Annotated in this window: 15 protein-coding genes and 1 pseudogene (1 of these 16 running past the window's edge); 9 read left to right on the forward strand and 7 right to left on the reverse strand. The window is 68.1% G+C overall.

Annotated elements, in window-relative coordinates; translation table 11 throughout:
* Together KY572_RS11680 and KY572_RS11685 are read right to left on the reverse strand one after the other, a co-directional pair.
* On the reverse strand, positions 1 to 9,815 hold the beginning of the coding sequence (locus tag KY572_RS11680) for an Ig-like domain-containing protein (protein ID WP_224242911.1). The gene continues 19,972 nt to the left of window position 1, outside the view; only the first 9,815 of its 29,787 coding nucleotides appear in the window; its start codon is at positions 9,813 to 9,815; its stop codon lies off the left edge, out of view.
* Between the two features lie 25 nt (positions 9,816 to 9,840).
* The gene (locus KY572_RS11685) at positions 9,841 to 10,623 is read right to left on the reverse strand and encodes a peptidyl-prolyl cis-trans isomerase (protein ID WP_224242652.1); all 783 of its coding nucleotides are present in this window, start codon (positions 10,621 to 10,623) and stop codon (positions 9,841 to 9,843) included.
* A 305-nt stretch (positions 10,624 to 10,928) separates the two neighbouring features.
* Between KY572_RS11685 and KY572_RS11690 the strand changes: the two genes are divergently transcribed.
* Together KY572_RS11690 and KY572_RS11695 are read left to right on the forward strand one after the other, a co-directional pair.
* Complete coding sequence (locus KY572_RS11690) at positions 10,929 to 11,891, forward strand: peptidylprolyl isomerase (protein WP_224242653.1); 963 nt, start codon at positions 10,929 to 10,931, stop codon at positions 11,889 to 11,891.
* A 133-nt stretch (positions 11,892 to 12,024) separates the two neighbouring features.
* Positions 12,025 to 12,483, forward strand: coding sequence for a hypothetical protein (locus tag KY572_RS11695; RefSeq protein ID WP_224242654.1), 459 nt, complete (start codon positions 12,025 to 12,027; stop codon positions 12,481 to 12,483).
* A gap of 234 nt (positions 12,484 to 12,717) precedes the next feature.
* Here the strand turns inward: KY572_RS11695 and KY572_RS11700 are convergent, their stop codons facing one another.
* Complete coding sequence (locus KY572_RS11700) at positions 12,718 to 13,197, reverse strand: DUF6960 family protein (RefSeq protein WP_224242912.1); 480 nt, start codon at positions 13,195 to 13,197, stop codon at positions 12,718 to 12,720.
* Positions 13,198 to 13,317: 120 nt separating this feature from the next.
* Here KY572_RS11700 and KY572_RS11705 point away from each other — a divergent pair, with 120 nt between their 5' ends.
* Positions 13,318 to 13,458: a hypothetical protein gene (locus KY572_RS11705; protein WP_224242655.1), complete on the forward strand. Its 141-nt coding sequence runs from the start codon at positions 13,318 to 13,320 to the stop codon at positions 13,456 to 13,458.
* Between the two features lie 22 nt (positions 13,459 to 13,480).
* On the opposite strand, the gene KY572_RS11710 is transcribed toward KY572_RS11705, so the two are convergent.
* The 3 genes from KY572_RS11710 to KY572_RS11720 form a co-directional block, all read right to left on the reverse strand.
* Positions 13,481 to 13,822: a DUF7716 domain-containing protein gene (locus tag KY572_RS11710; RefSeq protein WP_456077664.1), complete on the reverse strand. Its 342-nt coding sequence runs from the start codon at positions 13,820 to 13,822 to the stop codon at positions 13,481 to 13,483.
* Between the two features lie 152 nt (positions 13,823 to 13,974).
* On the reverse strand, positions 13,975 to 14,607 hold the full coding sequence (locus KY572_RS11715) for a hypothetical protein (protein WP_224242657.1): 633 nt from the start codon (positions 14,605 to 14,607) through the stop codon (positions 13,975 to 13,977).
* Positions 14,608 to 15,362: 755 nt separating this feature from the next.
* A complete protein-coding gene (locus KY572_RS11720; RefSeq protein WP_224242658.1) occupies positions 15,363 to 15,875 on the reverse strand; it encodes an SUKH-3 domain-containing protein in 513 nt (170 codons plus the stop codon).
* A 67-nt stretch (positions 15,876 to 15,942) separates the two neighbouring features.
* Here KY572_RS11720 and KY572_RS11725 point away from each other — a divergent pair, with 67 nt between their 5' ends.
* Positions 15,943 to 16,128: a hypothetical protein gene (locus KY572_RS11725; RefSeq protein ID WP_224242659.1), complete on the forward strand. Its 186-nt coding sequence runs from the start codon at positions 15,943 to 15,945 to the stop codon at positions 16,126 to 16,128.
* Between the two features lie 58 nt (positions 16,129 to 16,186).
* The gene (locus tag KY572_RS11730) at positions 16,187 to 17,161 is read left to right on the forward strand and encodes an alpha/beta hydrolase (protein ID WP_224242660.1); all 975 of its coding nucleotides are present in this window, start codon (positions 16,187 to 16,189) and stop codon (positions 17,159 to 17,161) included.
* Here KY572_RS11730 and KY572_RS11735 read toward each other — a convergent pair whose 3' ends face one another.
* Positions 17,162 to 17,611: an EF-hand domain-containing protein gene (locus KY572_RS11735; RefSeq protein ID WP_224242661.1), complete on the reverse strand. Its 450-nt coding sequence runs from the start codon at positions 17,609 to 17,611 to the stop codon at positions 17,162 to 17,164.
* Positions 17,612 to 17,875: 264 nt separating this feature from the next.
* Here KY572_RS11735 and KY572_RS11740 point away from each other — a divergent pair, with 264 nt between their 5' ends.
* The 4 genes and pseudogenes from KY572_RS11740 to KY572_RS11755 all read left to right on the forward strand — a co-directional run bounded on the left by KY572_RS11740 (position 17,876) and on the right by KY572_RS11755 (position 22,119).
* Positions 17,876 to 18,475, forward strand: coding sequence for a TetR/AcrR family transcriptional regulator (locus KY572_RS11740; RefSeq protein WP_224242662.1), 600 nt, complete (start codon positions 17,876 to 17,878; stop codon positions 18,473 to 18,475).
* A gap of 91 nt (positions 18,476 to 18,566) precedes the next feature.
* Positions 18,567 to 18,818 (forward strand): annotated as a pseudogene (locus KY572_RS11745) (efflux RND transporter permease subunit); the annotation flags it as partial.
* Between the two features lie 112 nt (positions 18,819 to 18,930).
* The gene (locus KY572_RS11750) at positions 18,931 to 19,797 is read left to right on the forward strand and encodes a TolC family protein (protein ID WP_224242663.1); all 867 of its coding nucleotides are present in this window, start codon (positions 18,931 to 18,933) and stop codon (positions 19,795 to 19,797) included.
* A 33-nt stretch (positions 19,798 to 19,830) separates the two neighbouring features.
* The gene (locus tag KY572_RS11755; protein WP_224242664.1) at positions 19,831 to 22,119 is read left to right on the forward strand and encodes a patatin-like phospholipase family protein; all 2,289 of its coding nucleotides are present in this window, start codon (positions 19,831 to 19,833) and stop codon (positions 22,117 to 22,119) included.
* Positions 22,120 to 22,134: the final 15 nt, after the last annotated feature.

Here is a 22,134-nt window from a genome sequence, read left to right on the forward strand (position 1 = left end):
GGCAGGCTGGCCGCCGACGGCGCTTCGGACAGCTCCACCTCGATGCGCAGGCGATCAGCCACGTCCGGCTCCGCGGGATCGACAGGCACCTGGCGAGCGCCATCCACCGGATTCACGGACGCGACCACGAACTGCTGCAGCGCGTAGTGGGCCAGCTGGTTGCCGACCATCGTCACCGCGCCGCCCACCGAGGGCACCACGTCCGCCCCACCCCTGCGCACCGCCGACTCCGAGAGGTACGGCAGGTTGGCGCGGACCAGCGTGAGCGCCTTGCCATCCGGGTCGATGCGGGACACGGACATCATGCCCTTCACGCCCTGGTTGTCCGCATTGACGAGCTGGGCGGTCGCCAGCGCCAGGTTGCCCGAGACGCCCACCGAGCCCAGCCCCGTCCTGGCCAGCAGATCCTGCCGGGCGGGCGCATGCGACAGCAGCGACACCAGCCGGGGCTCCTCGGGCCGCGACAGATCCACCACCGCGAGCTCCGCTCCAGACTCGCTGCACGCCACGAGGGCTCGCTGCCCCACCGCCGAGACGGCGTTGGCCCCGCCAGGAAGCGCCACGAAGCCCAGCAGCTTCAGCTGAGGATGCGTCAGGTCGCGCACCTGCAAGCCGGCCGGGCCCGCCGCCACGAGCAGCAGGTCTCCCGAGATGAAGACGTCCCGCGCATCATCCACGGCCACGGTCAGCACGCGCTGCGGCGCCGTCGGGGCGCCAAAGTCCACCACCACCACTCCCGCGGAGCCGTTGGCCACGAACGCCACGCGATCCTTCGCGGCCACGCCCAGCACGTCATTGCCGGGCACGTCCACGCTGCCGAGCCGCATGCGCGTCTCGACGTCCACCACGGAGAGCATCGGGGGCGCGTACGTCCCACCGCTCTGGCCGCGGGACGCCGTCGCCACCAGGGCGTACGGACCGGAGATGGTGGTGGCGCCAGGGGGCCCATCGAGCGGCACCAGGCCCAGCCCGAGGATCGGGTTGTTCCCCTCGGCCACCTGGGCAAAAGCGAGCGCGCTGCCGGTCGAGGAGGTCTGCTCATCGAGGCCCGAGCCTCCCACCACCACGCGGCCATTGGAGCCCGAGGCCACGGGCCCCAGCACGGCCGACCCCGCGAACGGGGTGAGGGTGGCCCTGGGGCGCAGGCCGATCTCCACGTCGACCATCCCCGACTCCGTCCGGTTGTCGGACGCATCCACCGCCGCGGAGTAGAGGCGGATCTTCTGCCCCGCCAGGCCGCCGGGTACGAGCCAGGGCTCGGGGCTGTCATACAGGTACCGGCCGGAGGCGTTGGGAGGTCCGGCCCGAGGAGCCGAGGTGCTCCCCAGCTTCTCGCCGGCCACCCAGAACTCGACGCTCTTCATCGAGGAGTTGTCCCGCGCCGCGGCGGTCAGGACGAGCTGCGCACCCTCCGTGACGACGTCGGCCTGCGGTGGATTCACCTGCTCCACCTCGGGTGCCACCGTGTCGCGGACGGTGCCCACCACCACCTCCGCGGAAGACTTCTCGTGGCCCGCCGTATCGACCGCCACGGCCTTCAGCGTCAGGGTCCGGTTGCCACTGGCCACGGGCGCGACGAAGGTGCCGACGTACACATTGGGCTTGCCCGGAATGCCCGCTGGCTGGTTGGCCACGCCCACACGCTTGCCGTCCACCAGGAAGATGACCTGGCGGATGCCGCCATCCGGATCGGTGGCCTCCGCTTGAATACGAACCGTCTGCCCGGCGAAGACGCTCGAGCCGGAGGCAGGCGCCTGGATCGCCACCGCCGGCTCCTGGTCCTTCACCACCAGTATCTGCCGGGGCTCGGACCAGGCCTCGTGGCCAGCGAGGTCCACGGCCTTCAGGCGTGCCGTCAGCGGCACCGGCGGCTCGCTCGCCGACGGTGCCACGAAGTGGAAGTCATAGGGCAGCACATAGCGGCGGCCCACCTCGGGCAGTGACGCGCCCTGCCCCACGTGCAGCGAGACGTGGGCAATGCCCACCGTGTCCTCGGCCTTCGCCTGGAAGGTGTGCGTGAGCCCCTCCACCATCTGGACCGGCGCCTTCTCCCAGCTCACCTGGGGCGGATGGTCCTCCTGCACCGTGACGGTGACGGGGACCGCCAGCTTCTTCAGCGCGGAGGTGTCGGTGGCCTCGGCGTTGAACGTGAGCTGGGTCCCCACCTCGGCATCCGCGGGTACCCGATAGGTGAAGCGGTAGGGAGGCGCGGGCATGGTCGCCAGCGGCTGCGTCCTTCCCGCCAGGGAGAACACCACGCTCACCACGCCCACGTTGTCATCCGCGAGCGCCTCGATCTCCAGGGTCTGTCCTCGGATGATCCCCGAGCCATTCCTCGGAGAGAGGAAGCTCACCGTGGGCTGCTGCGTATCGGCCACCACCGGAATCGTCAGCAGGGGGGCGACGGACTTCTGCTGATTCGAGTCGACCGCTTCGGCGCGGAAGGTGAGCGTCCGGCCCGCCGAGCCGTAGGGCAGCGGCACGCGGAAGGAGTACGGCCGGGTGGTGCCCGTGAAGCGCAGCGGCCCGTTTACCCCGCCCTCGACGAGCACCTCCACCGAGGAGATGCTCACGTCGTCCTGCGCGGCCACCACGAGGCCGAAGTCACGCCCCTCCGTCAGCGTGGGACCGCGAGGCTGGGCAATCGCCACGGTGGGAGGAGTGTCCTCCACCACCTGCAGCGTCACCAACTGGCTGTTCCCGACGTGCCCTTCTTCTTGGATGTAGGAGTCCCTCCCCACGGCCTTCAGCGTCATCGATGAGGCACCCGACGGCACGGGCACCCGGAAGACGAAGGGCGGCCGCTCCAGCCTGAGCGTCTGCACGACCGAGCCCGCGGTGGCGGTGAGCACCACCGAGTCCATGCCCACGTCATCGGTGGCGGACACCTGCACCGTCACGGTGCTGCCCTCCACGACGGACTGGCCGTTGCGCGGGGAGACGATGGACACCTGGGGTCTGGTGTCGCACGTCACGTGGAGGAGCTGGGTGGACCGCAGCTCATCCGGGACCGCGTTGTCGTTCACGTCCCAGGCTCGGGCCTGGACGAAGTGCTCCACGTACCCACTGGTGGGACACCCCCCCTGCATGAGCGGCGCCACCAGCTCGTGGCGCACCAGCGGTGCGTAGACGCCGAACGAGGCCCCCGGGTTGGCGTTCACCGGCGGGAAGCCGCCCGCCGAGTGCACCGGCACGAGCGTCGCCGGCGTGGGGCCCGCGAGGATCTGTACGTTCCTGACGAAGACATCGTCGTGCGCCAGCACCTCCACCACGAAGGGAGTCCCCTCCACCACGGTCTGCGCGAAGCCGGGCCGCAGCACCTGGGCCACCGGGGGAGTGGTGTCCTCGACCACCACGACCGCCCGCTCGTCCGTGGACTGATGGCCTTCCACGTCCGTGGCCAGCACCCGGACGTTGAGCGTGACCGGGGACTGGTTCGGCCCCATCGCCACCATGCCCGGTGGCAGGCTCACCATCCCGCCATAGCTCTTGAGCCGCGTCACATCGTGGAACGTCGGATCCTCGATCTGCTGGGCCGCCGCCTGGAGGTCCTCGTCCGCGGCGATGGGCAGCCCATCGGACCCGAGCCGATCAGAGAGCACCTCGATCCGCCGGGCCTGGGGCTCCATCACCTTCAGCGCCGGCTGGCCGTTGATGAAGAACTCCAGCTGCTTCACCTGGGTGTCGTCCCCGGCGACGGCCTGGAGGAAGAACTGGATGCTGCCCTCGGTGATGGTGGCGCCATCGGCCGTGGGCACGGCGATGGCCACCGCGGGCGCGCTGGGCCGGCGCCCCTCCACCACCAGCCGCGTCGTGCTCGTCTTGCCGTGCGAGTCGCTGGCGGTGATGGTCAGCACGGACGGCGCTCCATCTCGGCTGACGGGCGGAGTGAACTTCAGGTGGGCCGAGACGCTCGCCGAGGCGGGCGGCGGCGAGTTCGGAGGGGGATAGACGATCAGATCGCCCAACCTGGCCTCGATGGAGGCCACCCTCACGTCATCCTTCACCTCGAAGTCCAGCCGCGCCTCGGTGCCCTGGAGCAGCCGGACGAAGCCACTCTCCAGCTCGGCCTCGGAGATGCGCTCCACGGTCGATTCGAGCTTCACCAGACGCACGGTGGGCGCCCCATCCGGACGCACATCCACGAAGACGGGGTTGGACAGGGAGGCGTTGCCCGCCCTGTCCCGCGCCAACACCGACAGCGACACGGGCGCGCCGTTGGAGGGAGTCCGCAGCACCACCTTGCGCTGCTCCGTGGTGCCGGGCCGCACGAACGTCTCACGCGGCGAGCCATCCACGAGCAGCTCCGCCGACTCCACCTCGACGTTGTCCTGGAAGGACAGCGTCACCGGCACCTCCGCATCCGCCACCACCGAGCTGCCGTTGAGCGGCTGCTTCACCGCCGCCACGGGGGGCTGGGTGTCCGCGCGCACGCCGACCTGGATCGACGCGACCGAGCGCTGGGCCTCACCCGTGCTGACGGTCTCGCGCGCGAAGGCGCTCAGCTCCGCCGCCCGGGGCGCCCAGCCCATGGGGGGCCGCAGGTCCACCTGAGCGCGCAGCGGACGTCCGGGCGACGAGTGCTGGGTGTCCAGCCGGGCCACCGTGAGCCACTCACCCGCCGCCCTGGCACGCACCTGCACGCCGGACGTGTCGTACACGATCCCCGTGCGCGAGACGGCCAGCGCCCCCGTCGAGGACTCGGGCAGCAGCTCCACGTCGATCTCGTCCACCACCATGTAGGCGGCTGGGAACGACAGCTCCAGCGTGTCGTGTGAGCCGCCGATCAGCTCCTCGCGGCGCCCGCCAGGGTTGTCCGCCAGGAAGGCCACCACATCCGGGTGGTTCTCGCGCTCCGCGTTGATGCGATAGCGATACGTGATGCGCGCCTTCGCGCTCTGGCTGGACGGCAAGCCGCCCACCTCGAGCGTCACATGGCCGGGCTGACCGCCCAGCTCATTGGAGGTGTGGGGAAGCACCTTGAGGGCCCCCTGCTGCACCTCCACCTGGAACGCCTGCGCCGCGCCAAAGCTCCACAGCACGGACGAGGCCGGGCTACCCGCCGCTGCGTCCGGCGCAGCCACTCCGAAGGCGTCCGGACTTCCCTCGGCCAGGCTGACAGCCCGGGTCGTCAGCGCGATCAGGCCGGAGGCGATCCTCACGTCGTCCTTCAGCTCGGCCTGGACGGGCTCGCGCCGCTCCTCGGTGAGCGAGGCGCCCGCGGAGGGACGCAGCAGGCTCACCACGGGTTGGGCGTCCGGCACCAGCTGCCGGGTCAGGCTCGTCTCGGTGATCTTGTTCGTGGAGTCCACCGCCTTGGCGGTGAAGGAGAGGCTCCGAGAGCCGCTGGGGAGTGACGGGAGCGGGATGGTGAGCTTCTGGCTGAAGGCCTTGCCCGGCGTGAAGGTCAACGTCTGCTCCACGCCATCCACCTTGACGTTCAGGGAGCTCACCTGCGTGTCATCGCTGGCGGAGACGGTGAGCTCCACCGTGGAGCCCGCGACGCACGTGAGCGCGTCCGGCGTGCCCGACAGCGACAGGGAGACGTGAGGCGGGGTGCGATCCACCGCCGGCATCACCTTGATGGTCACCACATGGGTGTCGAAGTAGTTGCCAGCGGGATCGTAGGCCCGCGCCATCAGCTTGTACTGCCTGTCCAGCGTGAACCCCTGCAGGCTCACGGTCCCGGCGAAGGTACCAACGTACTCACGACCGGTGACGAGGGTGTCCGAGCCATCGGCATCCGGCGTGCTGATCTCCTCGAAGCGCTCGGAGCTGACGCGAAGGGGATCCTCGCCATTCGGCCGGTAGTCTTCATAGCCCGTGTCGGGATTCAGCGCGCTGCGCAGCAACGCGACGCGCGTCACGCGCACGTCGTCGCGCACATCCACGCGGAAGCCCAGCGATCCCCCCTGCGCCACCTCCATCACTTCCGAGCTGCGCGGCGGCGTCACCATCACGGCCGAGGGCTGCTGGGTGTCGGGCGCCACGCTCAGGCGCACCTCGCGCACCGTCTCGTTGCCTCCCGTATCGCGCACGGCGACGCCGACCTTGTCCTCCTGCCCCAGGTGGACGATGGGCGCGCGAACCACGACCCACTGCGCCGAAGTCACGTCCTTCACGGTGGCGGGCGGCCACTGGCCCTGAAGCGCTCCTCCGGACCTCCCCACCCACCCCACCACCCCGTCGTCATCTCCCATGGAGACCGACAGGCGCACATCCTCGCCCTCCTTATAAGGACTGCCCGGCGGAGGAGAGAGCAGCGTGACGGTGGGCGGCAGATCCGGCACCGCGAGCACCCTCTGTGTCCGCTCCGTCGTCAGTCCGGAGGTGTCCTCGACCACGGCGCGCAGCTCCGGCTCGGGAACACCCGACGGCACCACGGCCCGGAAGCGATAGATCTTGTAGAGCCCGTCCCCCGTGGCTCCCCCCACCTGCTCGGCGGGCGTGCCATTCATGAACAGCTCGACCGAGTCGACCGCCACGTCGTCCGACGCGGCGACGTCCACCATGATCGTGCGGCCCACGAAGACGCGAGCGCCCGCACCGGGAGAGCGGAAGGCGACGAGTGGCGGCTTCTCGTCCGCGTGAATCGCCAGGGGCACGGTCCACTCGGCCGTCTTTCCACCGCTGTCGGTGGCCACCGCCTTGAGCATGGCCGTCCGTGGAGTGCAGGGGCTGGAGAAGTCCTCGCAGGAGAGGAGATGCTCGAAGCGGAATGGCGGCACGGTGCGCGAGCCCTTGCTCTGGCCATCCAGGAAGATCTCCACCTTGGTCACAGCCACGTCGTCACGGGCATCGACGAGCACCTCCAGCTTCGTGCCGATCGTCGCGACCGTGTTCGCCTGGGGACGCTTGATCTCCCCGGTGGGGGCCACATCCGCGACGGCCTTGATGCGCACCTCGGGCGAGAACCCCACGTTGTCGGAGCTGTCATAGGCCCGAGCGCGAATGCGGTGCTCCGCCCCGCTCTGCAGCTTCACCGCCGGGAGCACGTAGTGGGTGACGAACGAGCCCGGGGTGTTGCCATTGGGTGGCGGCGCCGTGTCCTCGAAGACCTTCACCTCGTCGAAGAAGATCTCCACGCGCGCCACTTCCACGTCGTCCAACCCGCCCACGCCAATCAGCAGATCCTCGGTCTTGACCACCTCCACGTTGTCGAGCGGTGTGATGAGGGCCAGGGAAGGCGGCGCCACATCCCGGGAGACGGACACGGAGGCCGACACCTTCTTCTCATGACCCGAGGAATCACGGGCCACCGCCTCGACGAGGAGCGTCTGCCCCGCGGCCGAGGAGGGGACGATGTACTGAGCCTGATACGGCGGCACACTGGACAGGCCCACCGCCGTGCCGTTGACGAACCACGACACCTGCACGGGATCCGACGAGTCATCCGTCGCGGTCGCGGAGAGCGGCATGCGCGAGCCGGCGATGATCGTGGTGCTGTTGATGGGGTTGAGGATGGTGATCTGCGGAGGCGCATCCTCCTTGACGGTGGCCATGAAGGACGCGCGCCGCTCGTTGCCGCCCACGTCGATGGCCTGCACCTCCACCCTCACCTGCTTCCCCAGGCTGCTGGCGGGAGGCACCCACCTGAACAGGAAGTCCTGGGAGCCCGCGGCGGTGCCGTCCAGGCCTCCCTTCGCCAGGCGGGTGCTGGCGACGACGGCGCCATCCACCAGCAGATTCACATCCACGCCAAAGGCCAGCGCATCGTCTCCGAGCGTGCCCGACACCACGAGCGGGACGCCCACCGCGGCGTCCGCCTGGGGCCCCACCGGACGACTCAGCGTCAGCAGGGGTGGAGAGTCCGCGGCGATGCGAACCACCAGGGCCTCCACCGGCACCAGGGCGCCGGCTCCATCCACCGCCGCCGCGCGGATGACGGCGGACGTGCCAGCCGCCGACCTCGGCGGAATGAAGCTCACCTCCCAGAGGGGGACGACCACGGGCACCAGGCCCTCCGCCGTCTCTCGCATCCTCACCTCGGAGCGAGGCGTCTCCGACGCGCCCAGCGGCGCGTCATCCACCGAGAAGCGGACGATCTGGAAGTCCTCCGGCTTCAGCAGACCGCTGCGCCAGTTGCCGCTCGTCACGCGCAGCGTATGCGGGAGCCCCGCCACGAGGACCTGGCCCGCCAGCGGCGACTCGTACACCACCTTGCGCGAGCTGGGAGGGGGCACTCCCACCACCTTCACCTGCAGCTCCGGCATGGCCGTCACCATCACGCCAGCCGTGTCCTTCACTCGCGCCCCGATCTTCAGGGTGCTGCCCCCATGAGGAGGAGCCTTCACCTGCAGCACGTAGGGCGGCTCGGTGTCCACGACGGTGGGCACGTTATTGACCAGGAATTCCACCTGCGTCACGCCCACGTCGTCCGAGGCGATCGCCTTCACCTCGAGGCTGCCGCCCGCGACCACGGTGGAGGGCGCATTCAGTCGGATCTCGGGCGGGCCATCCTTCGCCTCCACCGGCACGCTGACGGACATGTTCAGCGCCGGGATGCTGGCGATGATGCTGTCCACGCCAGGCCGCAGCGACGTCACCTTGCCGTCCGGCGAGACGCGCAGCGGGCTGAGCGCGCCATCTTCCGTGGACCACACCGTGCCGACGACGGCGGGCGTCAGATCCACCACTCGCGACGGTCCGCCGCCGGCGAGCACACCCTTCAGGGACAGCTGGACCGTGCCTCCCACGCGCTCGATCCTGGGAGAACCCGGCTCGATGTAGAGCGACTGGATCACCGCATTGGAGTCCACCACCACGGGCACCTTCTTCGTCCGCCCCGCGTAGCTGACCTCCACTTCCGTCTCGCCATTGGCGCGCGCGACCACCAGGCCGTCATGCGTCACCGTGGCGAACGCCTCGTTCAGCGACTTGTAGGTCGCGCCGTGCGAGCCACCGCTCACGTCCACCTCGCCCGCGACGGCGAAGATGGCCTTCACCTGCAGGCGCTCGCGCTGACCGAACCCCTTGGACAGCAGCAGCGGCGAAGGGCTGATGCTCAGATCCAGCACCGGATCGAAGGCCGTGGAGTCGGTGAACTCCACCGTCGAGGTGTGCACCGCGCGACCGAACGGATCCTCCAGCGCCACGTCCACCACGACCACGCCGTCTGGCGGGATGGTCTCGGTGCGCACCGGAACGGAGAAGCTCACCTTGCCCGCTGTGTCCAGGCGGGGGTGCGCCACCAGCCGGCGCCCCATGGCGAAGGAATGGGCCTCCGCCTCGTCCAGATCGCCCTTCACCGTCCGCAGCAGCTGCGCGGAGGCGCCCATCACCGTCAGCTCCGCCTTCGCCACGCGATCCGCGCCGCCCTGATAGGACACCTCGACGATCAGCTGCTTCGTGTCCGTCGAGGCCTTCACGCTCACCGCGTCCGCCGCGAAGCCGGGCGGAGGCGAGCGCACATCGAAGGTGATCTGCCGGAGGGGAGCCTCCGGATCCTCGTCGGCGACCACCGGCGCGGCCCGCACCTCCAGCTTGCCGTCGGCGGGCAGCCCCGCTGTGAACGGCACCAGCAGGTGGAAGGCAATGGCGCCGGCCTGATCCCTCGACACGATGACCCGGTTCAGCTCCGCGAAGGTGCCGGTCGAGGCGGAGGTTCCCTTGACGCTCACCGCCACCTGGGAGGCGGCCCCCTCCACCTCGAAGCCCAGCTCCACCGCGCGCGCGCCGGGCTGCATCGGCTGCAGGGGGAAGATGGCCACCACGGACGACGCAGGCTGCTGCGCCATCGCGGCGCCTGGGACCGCGCAGACAAGCGCCAGCACGACACCCAGCGCCCACAGGCGCGATGCGGATCGTCGCTGCATTGTGTTCCCCTCTCCCTTCGCCGCGTCAGGGACGCGCCGACACCTCGACTTGCACATCCGCCGCGCTTCGGAGCTGCGATCTCAGCGCGTCAAAGACCTTGCGCTGGCGCACCGGGCCCAGCCGCCCCTCGACATCCGACCGCACTTCCTCGAAAGAAGGCGTCCGTGCCTCCTTCCGCTCGATCAGCTGGAGCACGGCATACCCCTCCGCCGTCTCCACCACCGGGGAGATCTGCCCGGGCTTGAGCAGCGCGAACGCCGCGTCTTCCAGGCGCCGGTCCTTCAGCTCTCCCCGCGCGAACAGGCCCAGCTCCCCGTTCTTCGCCCGCTCGGGCCCGTCCCCCAGCGCCTGGACCTTGGCCAGGGGCTCGGTGCGCAGCCGCCGCGCGAACTCCTCCGCCCGCGCACGCGCCCGGGTGCGCTCCGCGGCAGTGCCACCCGCCGGCACCGCGGCCAGCACCCGCCCCAGACGCACGCGCTCCGGCTGCGCGAAGTCCGCCTTGTGCGAGTCGTACCAGGCCCGAAGCTCCGCCTCCGACGCCCGCCCGGCCGCGCGCTCCTCCTCGGCCAGCAGCGCCTGGACGATCAGCCGCTCCTCGAGCTCCCGCACCTGGCGGGCAATCTCGGGCCGCTGGGCAATCCCCCGGCGCCGGGCCTCCTCCACCATCAATCGCTTGTCGACCATGGACAGCAGGAACTCGCGCTGGCCTACCGTGCTCTCGAACTGCTCGCGCAGCGTGGGGGGCAGCCGCAACGCCTCGCGCTGCATCTCCTCGCGGGTGATGGTGCCGCCCCTGAAGCGTGCCACGACACCCTGCACGCCAGGCTCGGGGCTCGCGGGGGGCGTCGGCTCTGGAGAAGGCTTGCCTCCACAGGCCCAGAGCCAGACCGCCGCCACCCACGCAATGCCTATCAAGCGATGCACGAAGAGAGTCCTAGGATCATGAGGTGGCCCCCGCGCCATCGCTCGAGCGCCCAGATCTACCCGAAGCCGTTCCAGGAGTGAACAGTTGCCACGCCTTGAATCCGGGCTTCCTTCTGGTAGGGTCCGCGCCGCCCGACGCCGCGCCCTCAGGGCTGTGGCCTTGGGACTCGCCGCTGGAACCCCTCTCCATGACCCCTCAGAAAGCCATTCTTGCCGTTGCCGTCGCCCTGCTCCTCTGCTCCGCCTGCAAGGGCTCAGGGGGTGGCTCTGAAGGCGCGGTGGGAAAGAGTGAACCCGTGGTGGCCCAGGTAGGAGACGAGACCATCACGGCCCGCGAGTTCCAGGCAAAGTTGGAGGAGCAACCACCTCTCATCCGCTCGCGCTTCACTTCTCTGGAGGCCAAGAAGGAGTTCCTTGACAACCTCATCCGCTTCGAAGTGCTGGTCCAGGAGGCGCGGCGACAGGGATTGGACAAGGATGCCGAGATCAAGGACGCCCTGGAGAAGCTGATGGTGCAGAAGCTCATCCAGAAGCACTCGGAGAGTGCGTCCACCCAGCCCCTGACGGATGAGGAGCTGCGCAAGTACTATCAAGAGCACCAGTCCGAGTTCGTGCGCCCCGAGAAGGTGCGTGTGAGCCAGGTGTTCCTGGCCTCGGCCGCGAGTGATCCCAAGCGGGACGTGGTGAAGGCGGAGGCGGACAAGCTGCTGGCCAACGTGCGCCGCGAGGAGGCGGGCCCGGTGAAGGTGGCCTTCGCTGAGCTGGCGCGCTCGCGCTCGGACGACGTGGAGTCGCGGGCGGCGGCGGGGGATCTGGGCCTCCAGACACGAGAGGAGCTGACCACGAAGTGGGGGCAGGCCGTCGCGGACGCGGCCTTCGGGCTGAAGTCCCTGGGAGACATGAACCTGGTGGTCTCCGAGCGCGGGGTGCACCTGCTGAAGCTCACCGGCCGCCAGCCGGACCTGGAGCAGACGCTCGAGCAGGTGAAGCCGCGCCTGGAGAGCCGCCTGCTGCTGGAGAAGCGCGCGCGCGCCGTGGACGATCTGCTCGCCACGCTCAAAGGCAAGACGAAGATCGAGATCGACAGCCAGACCCTGGGCGGCGTCTCCGTCCAGGCCGACGGTGTCGGCTCCAGCCAGCCTGCGCCCTGAGCCATTCCCGCCATCTCCACGCCGGGAGACAACTCCCTGGGTCCTTCACCCCGTCTTTCTAGGATTAAAGACTATCCTTGTTTCGGGGCGATAATGGGCCGGAGTCCGCCCCCTGAGCGCGAGAGTGACGGACATGATCCTGGAACGGATGGCAGGCGCGGCACGAAGGAGCCGGACGGTGGTGGCGCTCGCCGCGGCCGCGGGAATCTGGGGCCTGGCGGTGACGGGAGGCTGTGGCACGGCGAGCGTGGAGCAGGACGACTTCCATGAGGAGGCTGCGAGGCAGCACGCGCACCTCTTGGCCACGCCAGCGGAACCTGCCGTAGGGGACGCGGGCCCCGCGCCCGACGCAGGGACAGTCCCGGACGCAGGGACAGTGCCCTATGGAGGCGAATGCCGAGCGGACTCGGACTGCGACCCCGCCGTCGCCAAGGCCGTCTGCGCCGACGATGCGGAGATGTACTGCAAGTTCCGCAGGATGAAGGATGGCGGGCTGCCTCCCACGGGCACCTGTGCGTGCCGGCTGATCGAAATCGCGGATGCGGGGCAGACCCCCATGGATGCGGGACGCGTCGCCGACCCCACGGAGTGAGTCCCCTCTCCAGCCTCTTCGAAGAGGATCTGCACGCCAAGCGAGTGCTGTCGCTGGCCACGATCCCAGTGTGGAGCCTGTGCTCACTCTGGGTGCCGTACGTGCTGGGACAGCGCAGCGAAGCCCTGGTGGCGCTGGACTGGACGGACATGGACGGCCCGCGCCCTTTTGGTGTGCCTGAGCGATTTCATGCACCACCGCCATGGACATCAACACGCCTCGGGGCAGGCCCATTCACCCAGACTCCAAGTCTTCCCCCCAATATCTTTTCGACGACACTTTGTTTCCAAATCGCACAAAGTAGTAAGGCTCGCCACGATTGAAATGCCAGAAGACATCAACCACAACGCCATGTTTCTCATCCGCTCCACGCGTGGCAACAGACTGGCCAATACGAAATCGGGGCGCAGGCTTCGGCATAAACCGTTGAGGATCGACACGGAATACCTTCTCGCCATACTCCAAAACACAGTATTGCCCATCGACTCCCGCAACGCGGAGCAATTTGCCATACGGGATCAACCTGTCCAACGCGTCAAAATCATCAGGATGAACCAGTCTCTGGTCGCGACTAGACCAAGCATAAATGCCCCACTCACCTGGGGACACCATGCCCACCTCCATCTCTCGGAGTTTCACCACGGCCCCCACTGAACGGCAGGTCGCCACATTCAACCACGCGCTCGCTTCAATCAGATAGAGCGACTTGACCACGTGTCTGTCTCGCGCAGCAGCGGGTGGACCGGTTCGCCGAGTCTACATGGCCACACTCCAGGGGCACCACCGTCTGGAACCGCAGGCCCTACAGCGCGCGGTAGCCCAGCGCCAGGGGGCATGCTGCTCTTCGAGAACGGCGCCCCGCGCCTGCCGGTGATCATCGGCCTCTACCAGGCGGAGAGCGTCACCCCACGCTGCGCTGTCGTCGTCCATCAGAGTCGTCAGCATCTTCACGAGGAGTTCAATCATGACTCCTGAGTACGGCGACCCTGCCCTCGACTCACTTCAAACCGAGATCAATGAAGGCATCACGACTGTAGTAGTGGCTCAATGCCTCTACCAACTCCCCATCACTGACACTGGGCTTCTGTAGACGCGCATTCTCAACGACATCAAGGACATCAGAGGCAGGCAAGATCTCAATCAGGCCGTTTGCCTTGGCAAACTCCGGAAGTTCATTTGAGTAGATGTCACACTCGAGGATGCACCCCTCGCTATCCGCCGTCCAAGGCGGTCCACCGCGCATGTAGAGCGAATGCTCTCTTGTAAGCTCCTCGATCTCCTGCAACAGTTTTCCCAGTCTCACTAATCGCTCCGTGTTTTGTGTCGTCCTCCTCCCCATCGCTCCATGCCTCCTTCCTGATCAGGATGAAGTGTGTGCTGCACGGGTCCCGGTGACCTGTGATGCGACCGCGGAACGAGCTACATGACCCCCAACTCTGCATGCAGCGACCTTCACCGACAACCTGAGTAGGACCGGTGGCTTGCCTTCTGTTAGCCACTCCCAGTCTTTCGACACGCAATCAGCACTCGAGGTTTTCCCTCGTCGGCGAAGCCAAACCGAGCATCATGAACCACTTCCACCACCCCGGTGGAGGGAAACACCATGTCATCTTGCTTCATTGGGTGCTCGGGAAGCCATCTCGATGGGAATTGTACTGCGCTTTGGTACCGCTCGGGCATTTGCCTCAACTGCTCGTTCTCCCGCAGAACAGTCTCCTCAGGAAGCACTTCCCTGCCATCAATGGACACCCTGAACCGGCCACGCCGGAACGCGACGAGACTCATATCGCCACATAGGGCAAGCCCCGCTAACGAGACCCCGCCGAAGGTTCCACCCGCGCGCCCCGTCTTCGCCCCATAGTGATCGTTGGAGATCGCCACCTTCAAGCGATCGAGCACCCCCAGCAGGTCGCCCCCGTGCCCGCTCCATTCCACATGCGCGAGCATCTCCACCAGACTCCGCGCGAGCCCCAGTTGGCCTCGATGGGGAGCATCCACCACAAAGGCCCAGACAATCCGCGCTCCTCCCATGTAAACGCCATCGACAACATCGAACACTTGCGGCGAGTCTTGCTCGGGGAACTGCACTGCTCGCCGAAACATCCACGCATAAGACCAGGCCACGTGCCACCTCGCATAATTGGAACTAGAAGCCCGGCGGTACCTCATCGCTCTTCAACTCACGAAAGAGCATACTCGGATTCCCATCCAACAACGAACTCGCAAACACATCAGCAATAGACTTCAAAACAAAGGATCTCCTCTTGATTCAGTCCGCGCGGAAGTTGCATACAGACTTGAGCACATTCCAAACGCCCATGAAGGCAGGCCCTGGCTCAAGTACGACTTCCACAGATTCACCGCCATGACTCACAATGGTGAGTCGACTCAAGGCCAGCTTTCCTCGCGGATCCAAAACGAGATCCGCGCTCGCACGCCCCCAATCAACCGTTGCATCTGCGACCTCGCCCCAGGGGAGACTCCGGACATATCCGTCCTCGCTGGTTACGACCCGATCCGTAGTGATCAGAATCCACCGAGTCTCGTCTTGGAAACATGCCAGAACTGGAAGCTCTCCTGGTGCAAGCTGGGCAATCTGCAGCATATGCTGGCGCGCGGCCGCTGGAAATCTCTCAAACGCGCGAGTCCATCGGCCCTCGTGCCCGGACCGTTCAAAGATTCGCAATAGCCGGCTGGCCTTGCCCGTCTTGCTAAGCCCTGTCATGGCACAAACTCCTTCACCAATTCGACCGTGTCCGAGTTGATTCACCTGAACTCAGGCCCGTAGCGTCGAGCGTGGGTCGTCCATGTTTCCCCAGTTGGCCACGTGGATGACTCCCATGGACTCAATTGCGGCACCCGATCAATGGAGGAGGCAGCTAATATCCAGACGGGATCTCATCGTTGTTCAACTCGCGAATAGATGCGCCCGGATTCTCATTCAACAAAGAGAACGTAAACATATCATCCATGGACTTCATCACATAAATGACGGTCCACCCCTCATGAAGCGACACCCACCGCCCATCCTCAGCCACCAAATATATCATGCCACCGGATTGCCCAATCGGGCACAACCGCCCTGGAAACAGGGCCTTGAGATAGGGCAGTTCATCATCCTCGAACGCCCGTGCGGCGGATGTCCCATCCATACGCATCGGACGTCCGGTGACACCCCGAAGCACAAGCCCGTCAAATGACTGAAGCATCTCGAGAGCAACTGGGTGAATCGCGAACCCTTGCTTCTCGATCCTTGCCTTTGTGTCTGTGACGTCTACTCGTCGCGCGGAAGACCAACCCGACTCGCGCAGAATCGAGAGCACCCTGGAAGACACTTGTATGCGAGAATCAGCCATCACCAACCCTCGGAGATACAAAGAGGACGTCTTCATTTGTCCCATATTCCAAGGCACACCCTATGAGATTGTAGACGTATGACGCAACTCAAGGTTCATCTTCATGCTGGCCAACGTACGCAGCGAGGAGGCGGGCCCGGTGAAGGAGCTGACCATGTCCTGCAAGTTCCGCAGGATGAAGGATGGCGGGCTGCCTCCCACGGGCACCTGTGCGTGCCGGCTGATCGAAACCGCGGATGCGGGGCAGACCCCTATGGATGCGGGACGCGTCGCCGAACCCACCGAGTGAGTCCCCTCCCCGCCTCTCGGCCCTGGTACCCTCCCAGTCCCCGTCCCTGGGAGACTGAATGCACCTGGCTCTCGGCGTCCTCGCCGGCATCGTCATCCTCTTCCTCGCCTTACGACAGTGGCTGCTGCACCGGGAGAGCAGCCCTCCCGGGCGCGAGCCCTTCGACGGGGACGTCTACCGGGTGGGCAAGGCGGCGATCGCCGAGCGCCGCTGCGAGCACCCTCGCGCCACGGTCATCTGCATGCACGGCTTCGTGGCCGACATGCGCTACTTCACGCACTACTACCGCGACCCCGATCTCCAGCTCATCCTGCTGACGAGCTGCGACTACCACGTGCCCATCACCGAGCCGCGGTACAGGTCCGCCCCCTGGGCAAAGGAGCCGACCGCGCCGGAAGGCTCCATCGCCTATGACGCCGCCGTGCTGGTGCAGGCGCTGGAGCACCTGCCCAGGACGAGGAACATCCGCGTCCACGGTCACTCACGCGGTGGAGCCGTCATCCTGGAGGCCGCGTCGATGCGGCCCGACCTGTTCGAGCAGGTGGAGGTGGTACTGGAAGCTCCGGTGCTCCCGCAGGCTCGTCCCTATGTGAAGACGACGGCCGTCGAGCTCTGGCTCATGGCGTTCGTCGTCCCCATGTGGCGCAGGGAGCCCATCTCCCGGCGCAACCGGGGCGCCTGGGGCCCGCTGGACAACGAGCGGAAGCGCGAGCTCATCATGGCCTTCCCGTTCAACCCCAAGCGCGTCGCCACCATGGTGTCCAACCTCCGAGAGCTCGAGGAGTGGATGCGGAAGCGCGACGCGTCGCTCTACCAGCACATCCCGCGTGGGACGGTGCTGGTCCCGGGAAAGGACCGGGTGTTGGACATGCACTCCATGCTGGAGAGCGCCCAGCGGGCGGGACCTGGGCTGAGCGTGGTGAAGCTGGACGGCTGCAGCCACTTTCCCCTGTGGGACCGTCCAGACGCCCTGCCCGCACTGGCTGGAGCCCCCAGCGCCCAGGAAGGCGGGTTCACAGCCCGAACCGGGTGATCAGCGCGGGCTCATCATGAACGCGACGAACTCCTCGTAGGAGAGCTGGCCGTCGCCATCGCTGTCCCCCCGCCGCAGGCTGGCCTCGGCCTCCTGTCGGCTCATCTTCTCCCCGAGCCTCTCCATGACCTGGAGAAGCTCGTCGATCGACACGAGGCCATCGCGGTTCCTGTCGAAGGCCTCGAAGGCCTCGCGCATCTCCCCCTCCGCTCCCGTGGAGCTCATCCTTCGGCGGATGAAGGCGAGGAACTCCGAGAAGTCGATCGTCTCGTTGCCGTCGGCGTCGGCCTTGACCAGGAGGCCCTTGAGTTCCGCCTCGGTCGGCTCCTCGCCCAGACGCTCCAGCGCCTGTCGGAGTTCCTGGAGGGTGATGCGCCCATCGCCGTTCCCGTCGTGCTCGGAGAACGCCTCTCGGAGCTCGGAGACCTGATCGTCTGTCAGCTCTTCCATCGATGGCGCCATGTCGTCCTTTCTGGCCAGGAGGACAAGATAGGTGAGTCAGCAGGCGTACGCAGCCAGCCCTCACGGCCACGGTCACGTGCAAACAAGCCAGGCCACGTCCCAGGGATTGCAGGAGAAGGCCCCGGCACATGTACCCAAGCCCCGGCCAGGCAGACGCTCGAGCGGGCATCAGGCCCTCTGGTGGGAGGGGGATCCCGCCTGGAGGAAAAGGAGGCTTGCGCTGACTGACTGACCCATTTACTATTCTGGTCAATGAGTTCCGACCCTCGCTCAGCCATTCTCAACGCCGCCGGTGAGGTCTTCGCCCGCTTCGGCTTCAAGAAGGCCTCCATGGAGGACATTGCGCGCCGCGCAGGCGTCGGCAAGGGCAGCATCTACCTCCACTTCGAGAGCAAGGATGAGCTGTTCGAGGCATGCCTCCGGCTCTCCCAGGCGCAGGCGATTGCGGAGCTCGAGACGGTCGTGCGTCGGGCCACGACACCTGAAGACCAGGTCCGGGCGTTCATCCAGTGCAAGCTGGAGCAGACCTCGCGCATGGCGCACGGGCAGCGTCTCCAGGTCGAGACCATCTTCGAGATGGGTACGCAGGCCTTGCGCCTCATGCCCGAGCTCCAGGAGAAGGAGACGGCGCTTCTTGCGCGCATCCTCACCGAAGGCAATGCGCAGGGAGTGTTTGCTGTCGCAGCCCCCCACCCGGTGGCCATGGGACTGGTGGAGACACTCGCGGCGTTCAGCGTCAAGCTGCTGACGCTGGGTTCCAGTGCCCCGTTCAGGGAAGCGCTGGACGCGTACTTCGACGTCTTCATCCGCGGTCTTGTGCCTCCTCGCGGATCGCCCTCCCACAAGAGCTGACACACCTGTCGTGGCGCGCGGGGATGAGGCTTTCGTGCGCCCTGGACTGACCAGAAAACCATTCCAGTCACCGGGTCTCATTTCCTCTCGACTCATGACGACCATCGCCATGGTGGCCGGCATGGTGCCGGTGGCGCTCGCCCGCGGTGATGGCGCCGAGACGCGTGTGCCCATGGCGCTGGTCATCATCGGCGGCCTGATCACCTCCACGGTGCTGACGCTGGTGGTGGTGCCGGTGGTGTACTCGCTGCTGGACGGCCTCGCCTCGCGCAAGCGCCACGCCGAGGCCCCGCGGCCCACCGAGGCCCAGCCGGATCCGAGCCCCGTGCCGGGCGCCGTCTAGCCGTCCTCATCCCCGGGGGGCACGCGCACTCCGAACCGCGCCCGGCGCGCCGCATCCACACGCCGGGCGCTCCGCTCCCCTCTCCTTTCCCACGCTTCAGGACTTCCCCATCATGAACACCCTCTCACTCATCGCTGGGCTGCTCCTCTCGCAGGCCCCGGCCCAGCTCCCCCCGCCGCCTCCCGTGGACGCGCCCGTTAAGGTCGCGGTGCTGCGCGCCACGCTCGACCGCGCGCGCGCCGAGCAGGAGTTCGTGCGCAGCCGGAACGCGTACGACAACGCCAGGAGTGCACTCGCGGCGCTCCTGGCCCGCCCCGTGGACTTCGACGTGCAGACACCCGCGGAACAGCAGGCAGCGGTGCGGACGGCCGCGGAGGACGCCGCTGGCGCCGAGGCGCACGCCCTGGAGGCACGGCTCGACGTGGCCGCCGCGCGCGTGGGTGTGGACGTCGCCAGCGGGCAGCGCCGCGCAGTGGCCTCGCGCTACCTGCCGAACCTCGCCGTCACGGGCACCTACAACCTGAGCAACGCGGGCGGCTTCACCGGCCAGAACAGCAACTGGAGCGTGGGGCTGGGCCTGTCGTGGGCCATCTTCGATGGCGGCCTGCGCGAGGCGCAGCTGCGAGAGGCCTCCGGACGCATCGCCGAGGCCAACGCCACGCTGCGCGTATCCGAGGAGAAGGCTCGCGACGAGGTGCGCCGCGCCCGCAACGATCTGGCGACGACGGAGAAGAACCTGGCTACGGCCCAGGAGCAGGTGGCGGTGGCGCGCGAGTCCGCGCAGCAGGTGAAGCGCAGCTTCGAGCTGGGCGCCGCGACCTACCTGGAGGTGTCGGACACCAACTCGGCCCTCGCGCAGGCGGAGCTGGCGGCCGTCGCCGAGTCGCTCAACGTGCGCCTGGCCCGGCTCGAGCTGGCGCGCGCGGTGGGCGACTTCGCCCCCGCCCCGGCCGCCCCCGCGACAGAAGCGGCTCGCTAATGCGGCTGGCGCCTGTATATGAGGAGCCTTGGTATGAAGAGACAGGAGCGACATGGTCGTGAGCGTCACCGGACCGCGCTTGCCGCGCTCCTGCTCGTCACGGGTGCAGCCCAGGCCGGTGCCGCCGGGCCATCGACACCCGAGACGGCTCCCCGTGCATCCACCCACGCCCTCACCGTCGGCGGTGGAGTGTCGCTGGGCGCCTACGAGGCGGGCTTCCTCGCGTACGCCACCGCCGCCGTCCGCGCGCACGGCGTGGAGCACGTGGGTCTGCTGACGGGCACCTCGGCCGGCAGCCTCAACGTGCTGCTGGCCGTGCTCGCCGCGTGCGGCGAGGCGGCGCCCGGGCTCACCCAGTCGATCTTCTGGGAGACGTGGATTCCCGTCGGCTTCGACCGCCTCTTCATCCCCGAGGACGTGACGCCCCTGGGCGTCTTCTCTCGCGGCTGGCTCGAGGCCCAGGCGCGCCGCATCGAGGAGGCGTGGAGCCGCGGCCTCGCCCCGACCTGTGACGTGGTGCTGGGGGTGTCGGCCACCCGCGTGGAGCCGCGCCTCGTGCACGCGGCGGGCGGGCGGCTGGCGCTGCCACGCATCGAGGAGAAGTTCGCCCTGCGCATCCAGGGCCGCGGGTGGGGACAGCCACCGCGCGTGACGAACTACACGGCCCCCGGCAGCTCGCGCCGCGAGCCGATGCTCGTCACCGACGAGCGAGGAGAGGTGGCCTTCTCGCAGGTGCGCGACCTCATCTTCGCGTCCATGGCCTTCCCGGTGGCCTTCGCACCCCAGCCGCTCGCCACGTGCGAGGCAGGCGCGACCGCCCGCCCCGGAGTGTGCCTGGCCACCGAGGCCTACTCGGCGGACTACGTCGACGGCGGCATCTTCGACAACACGCCCCTGAGACTGGCCGTGGGCCTGGCGCGCGACGGGCTGGCGCCTGGAGCGGACGGCGGCCCCCCGCGCTGGCGCGACGTGCCCGAGCCTGGCGCTCGGCGCTCTCCAACGGACGTCGCCTTCACCTTCGTGGACCCCTTCGCCACCGAGTACCCATCCGCGCCCGGCCTCCAGCTCCCCAGCGAGGCGGCTCCCCTGCCGCAGCTGCTCGGAGGGGTGGCGTCGGCCTTCGTGAACACGGCGCGCGCCAAGGAGCTCGCCCTCCTCCTGGAGGAGGAGCCGGAGATCGCCCAGCACATGGTGCAGCAGCGCCGGCACTTCCCCGCCGCGAGCGATCCCCTGACCGCCTTCTTCGGCTTCTTCGAGACGAGCTTTCGCAGCTTCGACTTCTACCTGGGCATGTACGACGCGCGGCGCTGGCTGCAGGAGTCGGACGCGGCGGGGCTCTGGCGCTTCGAGGTGCCCTCGGAGACGGGCACGGGATGGGAGCCCTTCGCGTGCATGCGCGCGGTGTACGACGGCCTGCCGGGAGCCGAGGCGACCTGCGCGGGAGAAGGACTGGCGGACTTCCGCGTGCTGCTCCAGGTGTCGCTCGATCGGCTCTACGCCGCGTGCAGCGCCGCCGTGACCACGCCCGGCCCGCGAGACTGGAGCAACGCGCACTGCGAGCGTGCGGCATCGGGCGAGTCGCCGCCACGGGTGCCGGGACTCGCGCCAGAGCCATGGCCGGACTGGCGGCGGGAAGCGCACGAGACGGAGCACGCGCACATGACGCGGCTGCTGGGCGCCTATGGCTTCCACTTCCGCGACCTCGGCACGCCCCCCGGGCGCGGAGACCTGGCGCTCATGCGCATCCGGCAGGCCCTGGGGAGCGCCGTGCAGCGGCTCGCCGAGGCGCAGCCCAGAGAGAGCGCCGGTGCGGTGCAGTTCGCCGGCAAGCTCATCGCCGACAGCGTGGCCTACGCACCTCCGCGAACCGTGCTGCACCTGGCGATGGGGCCCACCCTCACCGAGCTGGGCTCGAGCATCGGCAGCGATGCATCGGCGATTCCCCCGGGGCTTCGGCTCACCGGCGCCCTCGGCCTGCGCGGGCTGCAGCGGGTGTTCTCCTCGGGCGGTGGCGAGCCCTTCGCCGTGGCCGCGGTCGCGGGTCCCGAGCTCCGCCCACTGGCGCTCCAGAGTCCGCTCGCGCAGGCGCTCTTCGCGCTGCGAGGCGGCTGGCAGTTCAGCACGCGGGGCTCCGCGAGCGAGCAGGACTGCGCCTCCGAGGGAGTGAGCTCGTGCTCACGGCCGGTAGCCCAGGGGCTCGTCGGAGTGACGCTCCTGGCGAGCCTCCGCGTGCAGCTCATCGGTGAGTGGTATCCGCCTTTCGCGGGACACCGGGGGCTGTGGGCCATCGCTCCGGGCATCGGCGTGGAGCTCAGTCCCTGAACCGTGGGACGAGGA

It is taken from the genome of Hyalangium gracile (assembly GCF_020103725.1).
Taxonomy (GTDB): Bacteria; Myxococcota; Myxococcia; order Myxococcales; family Myxococcaceae; genus Hyalangium; species Hyalangium gracile.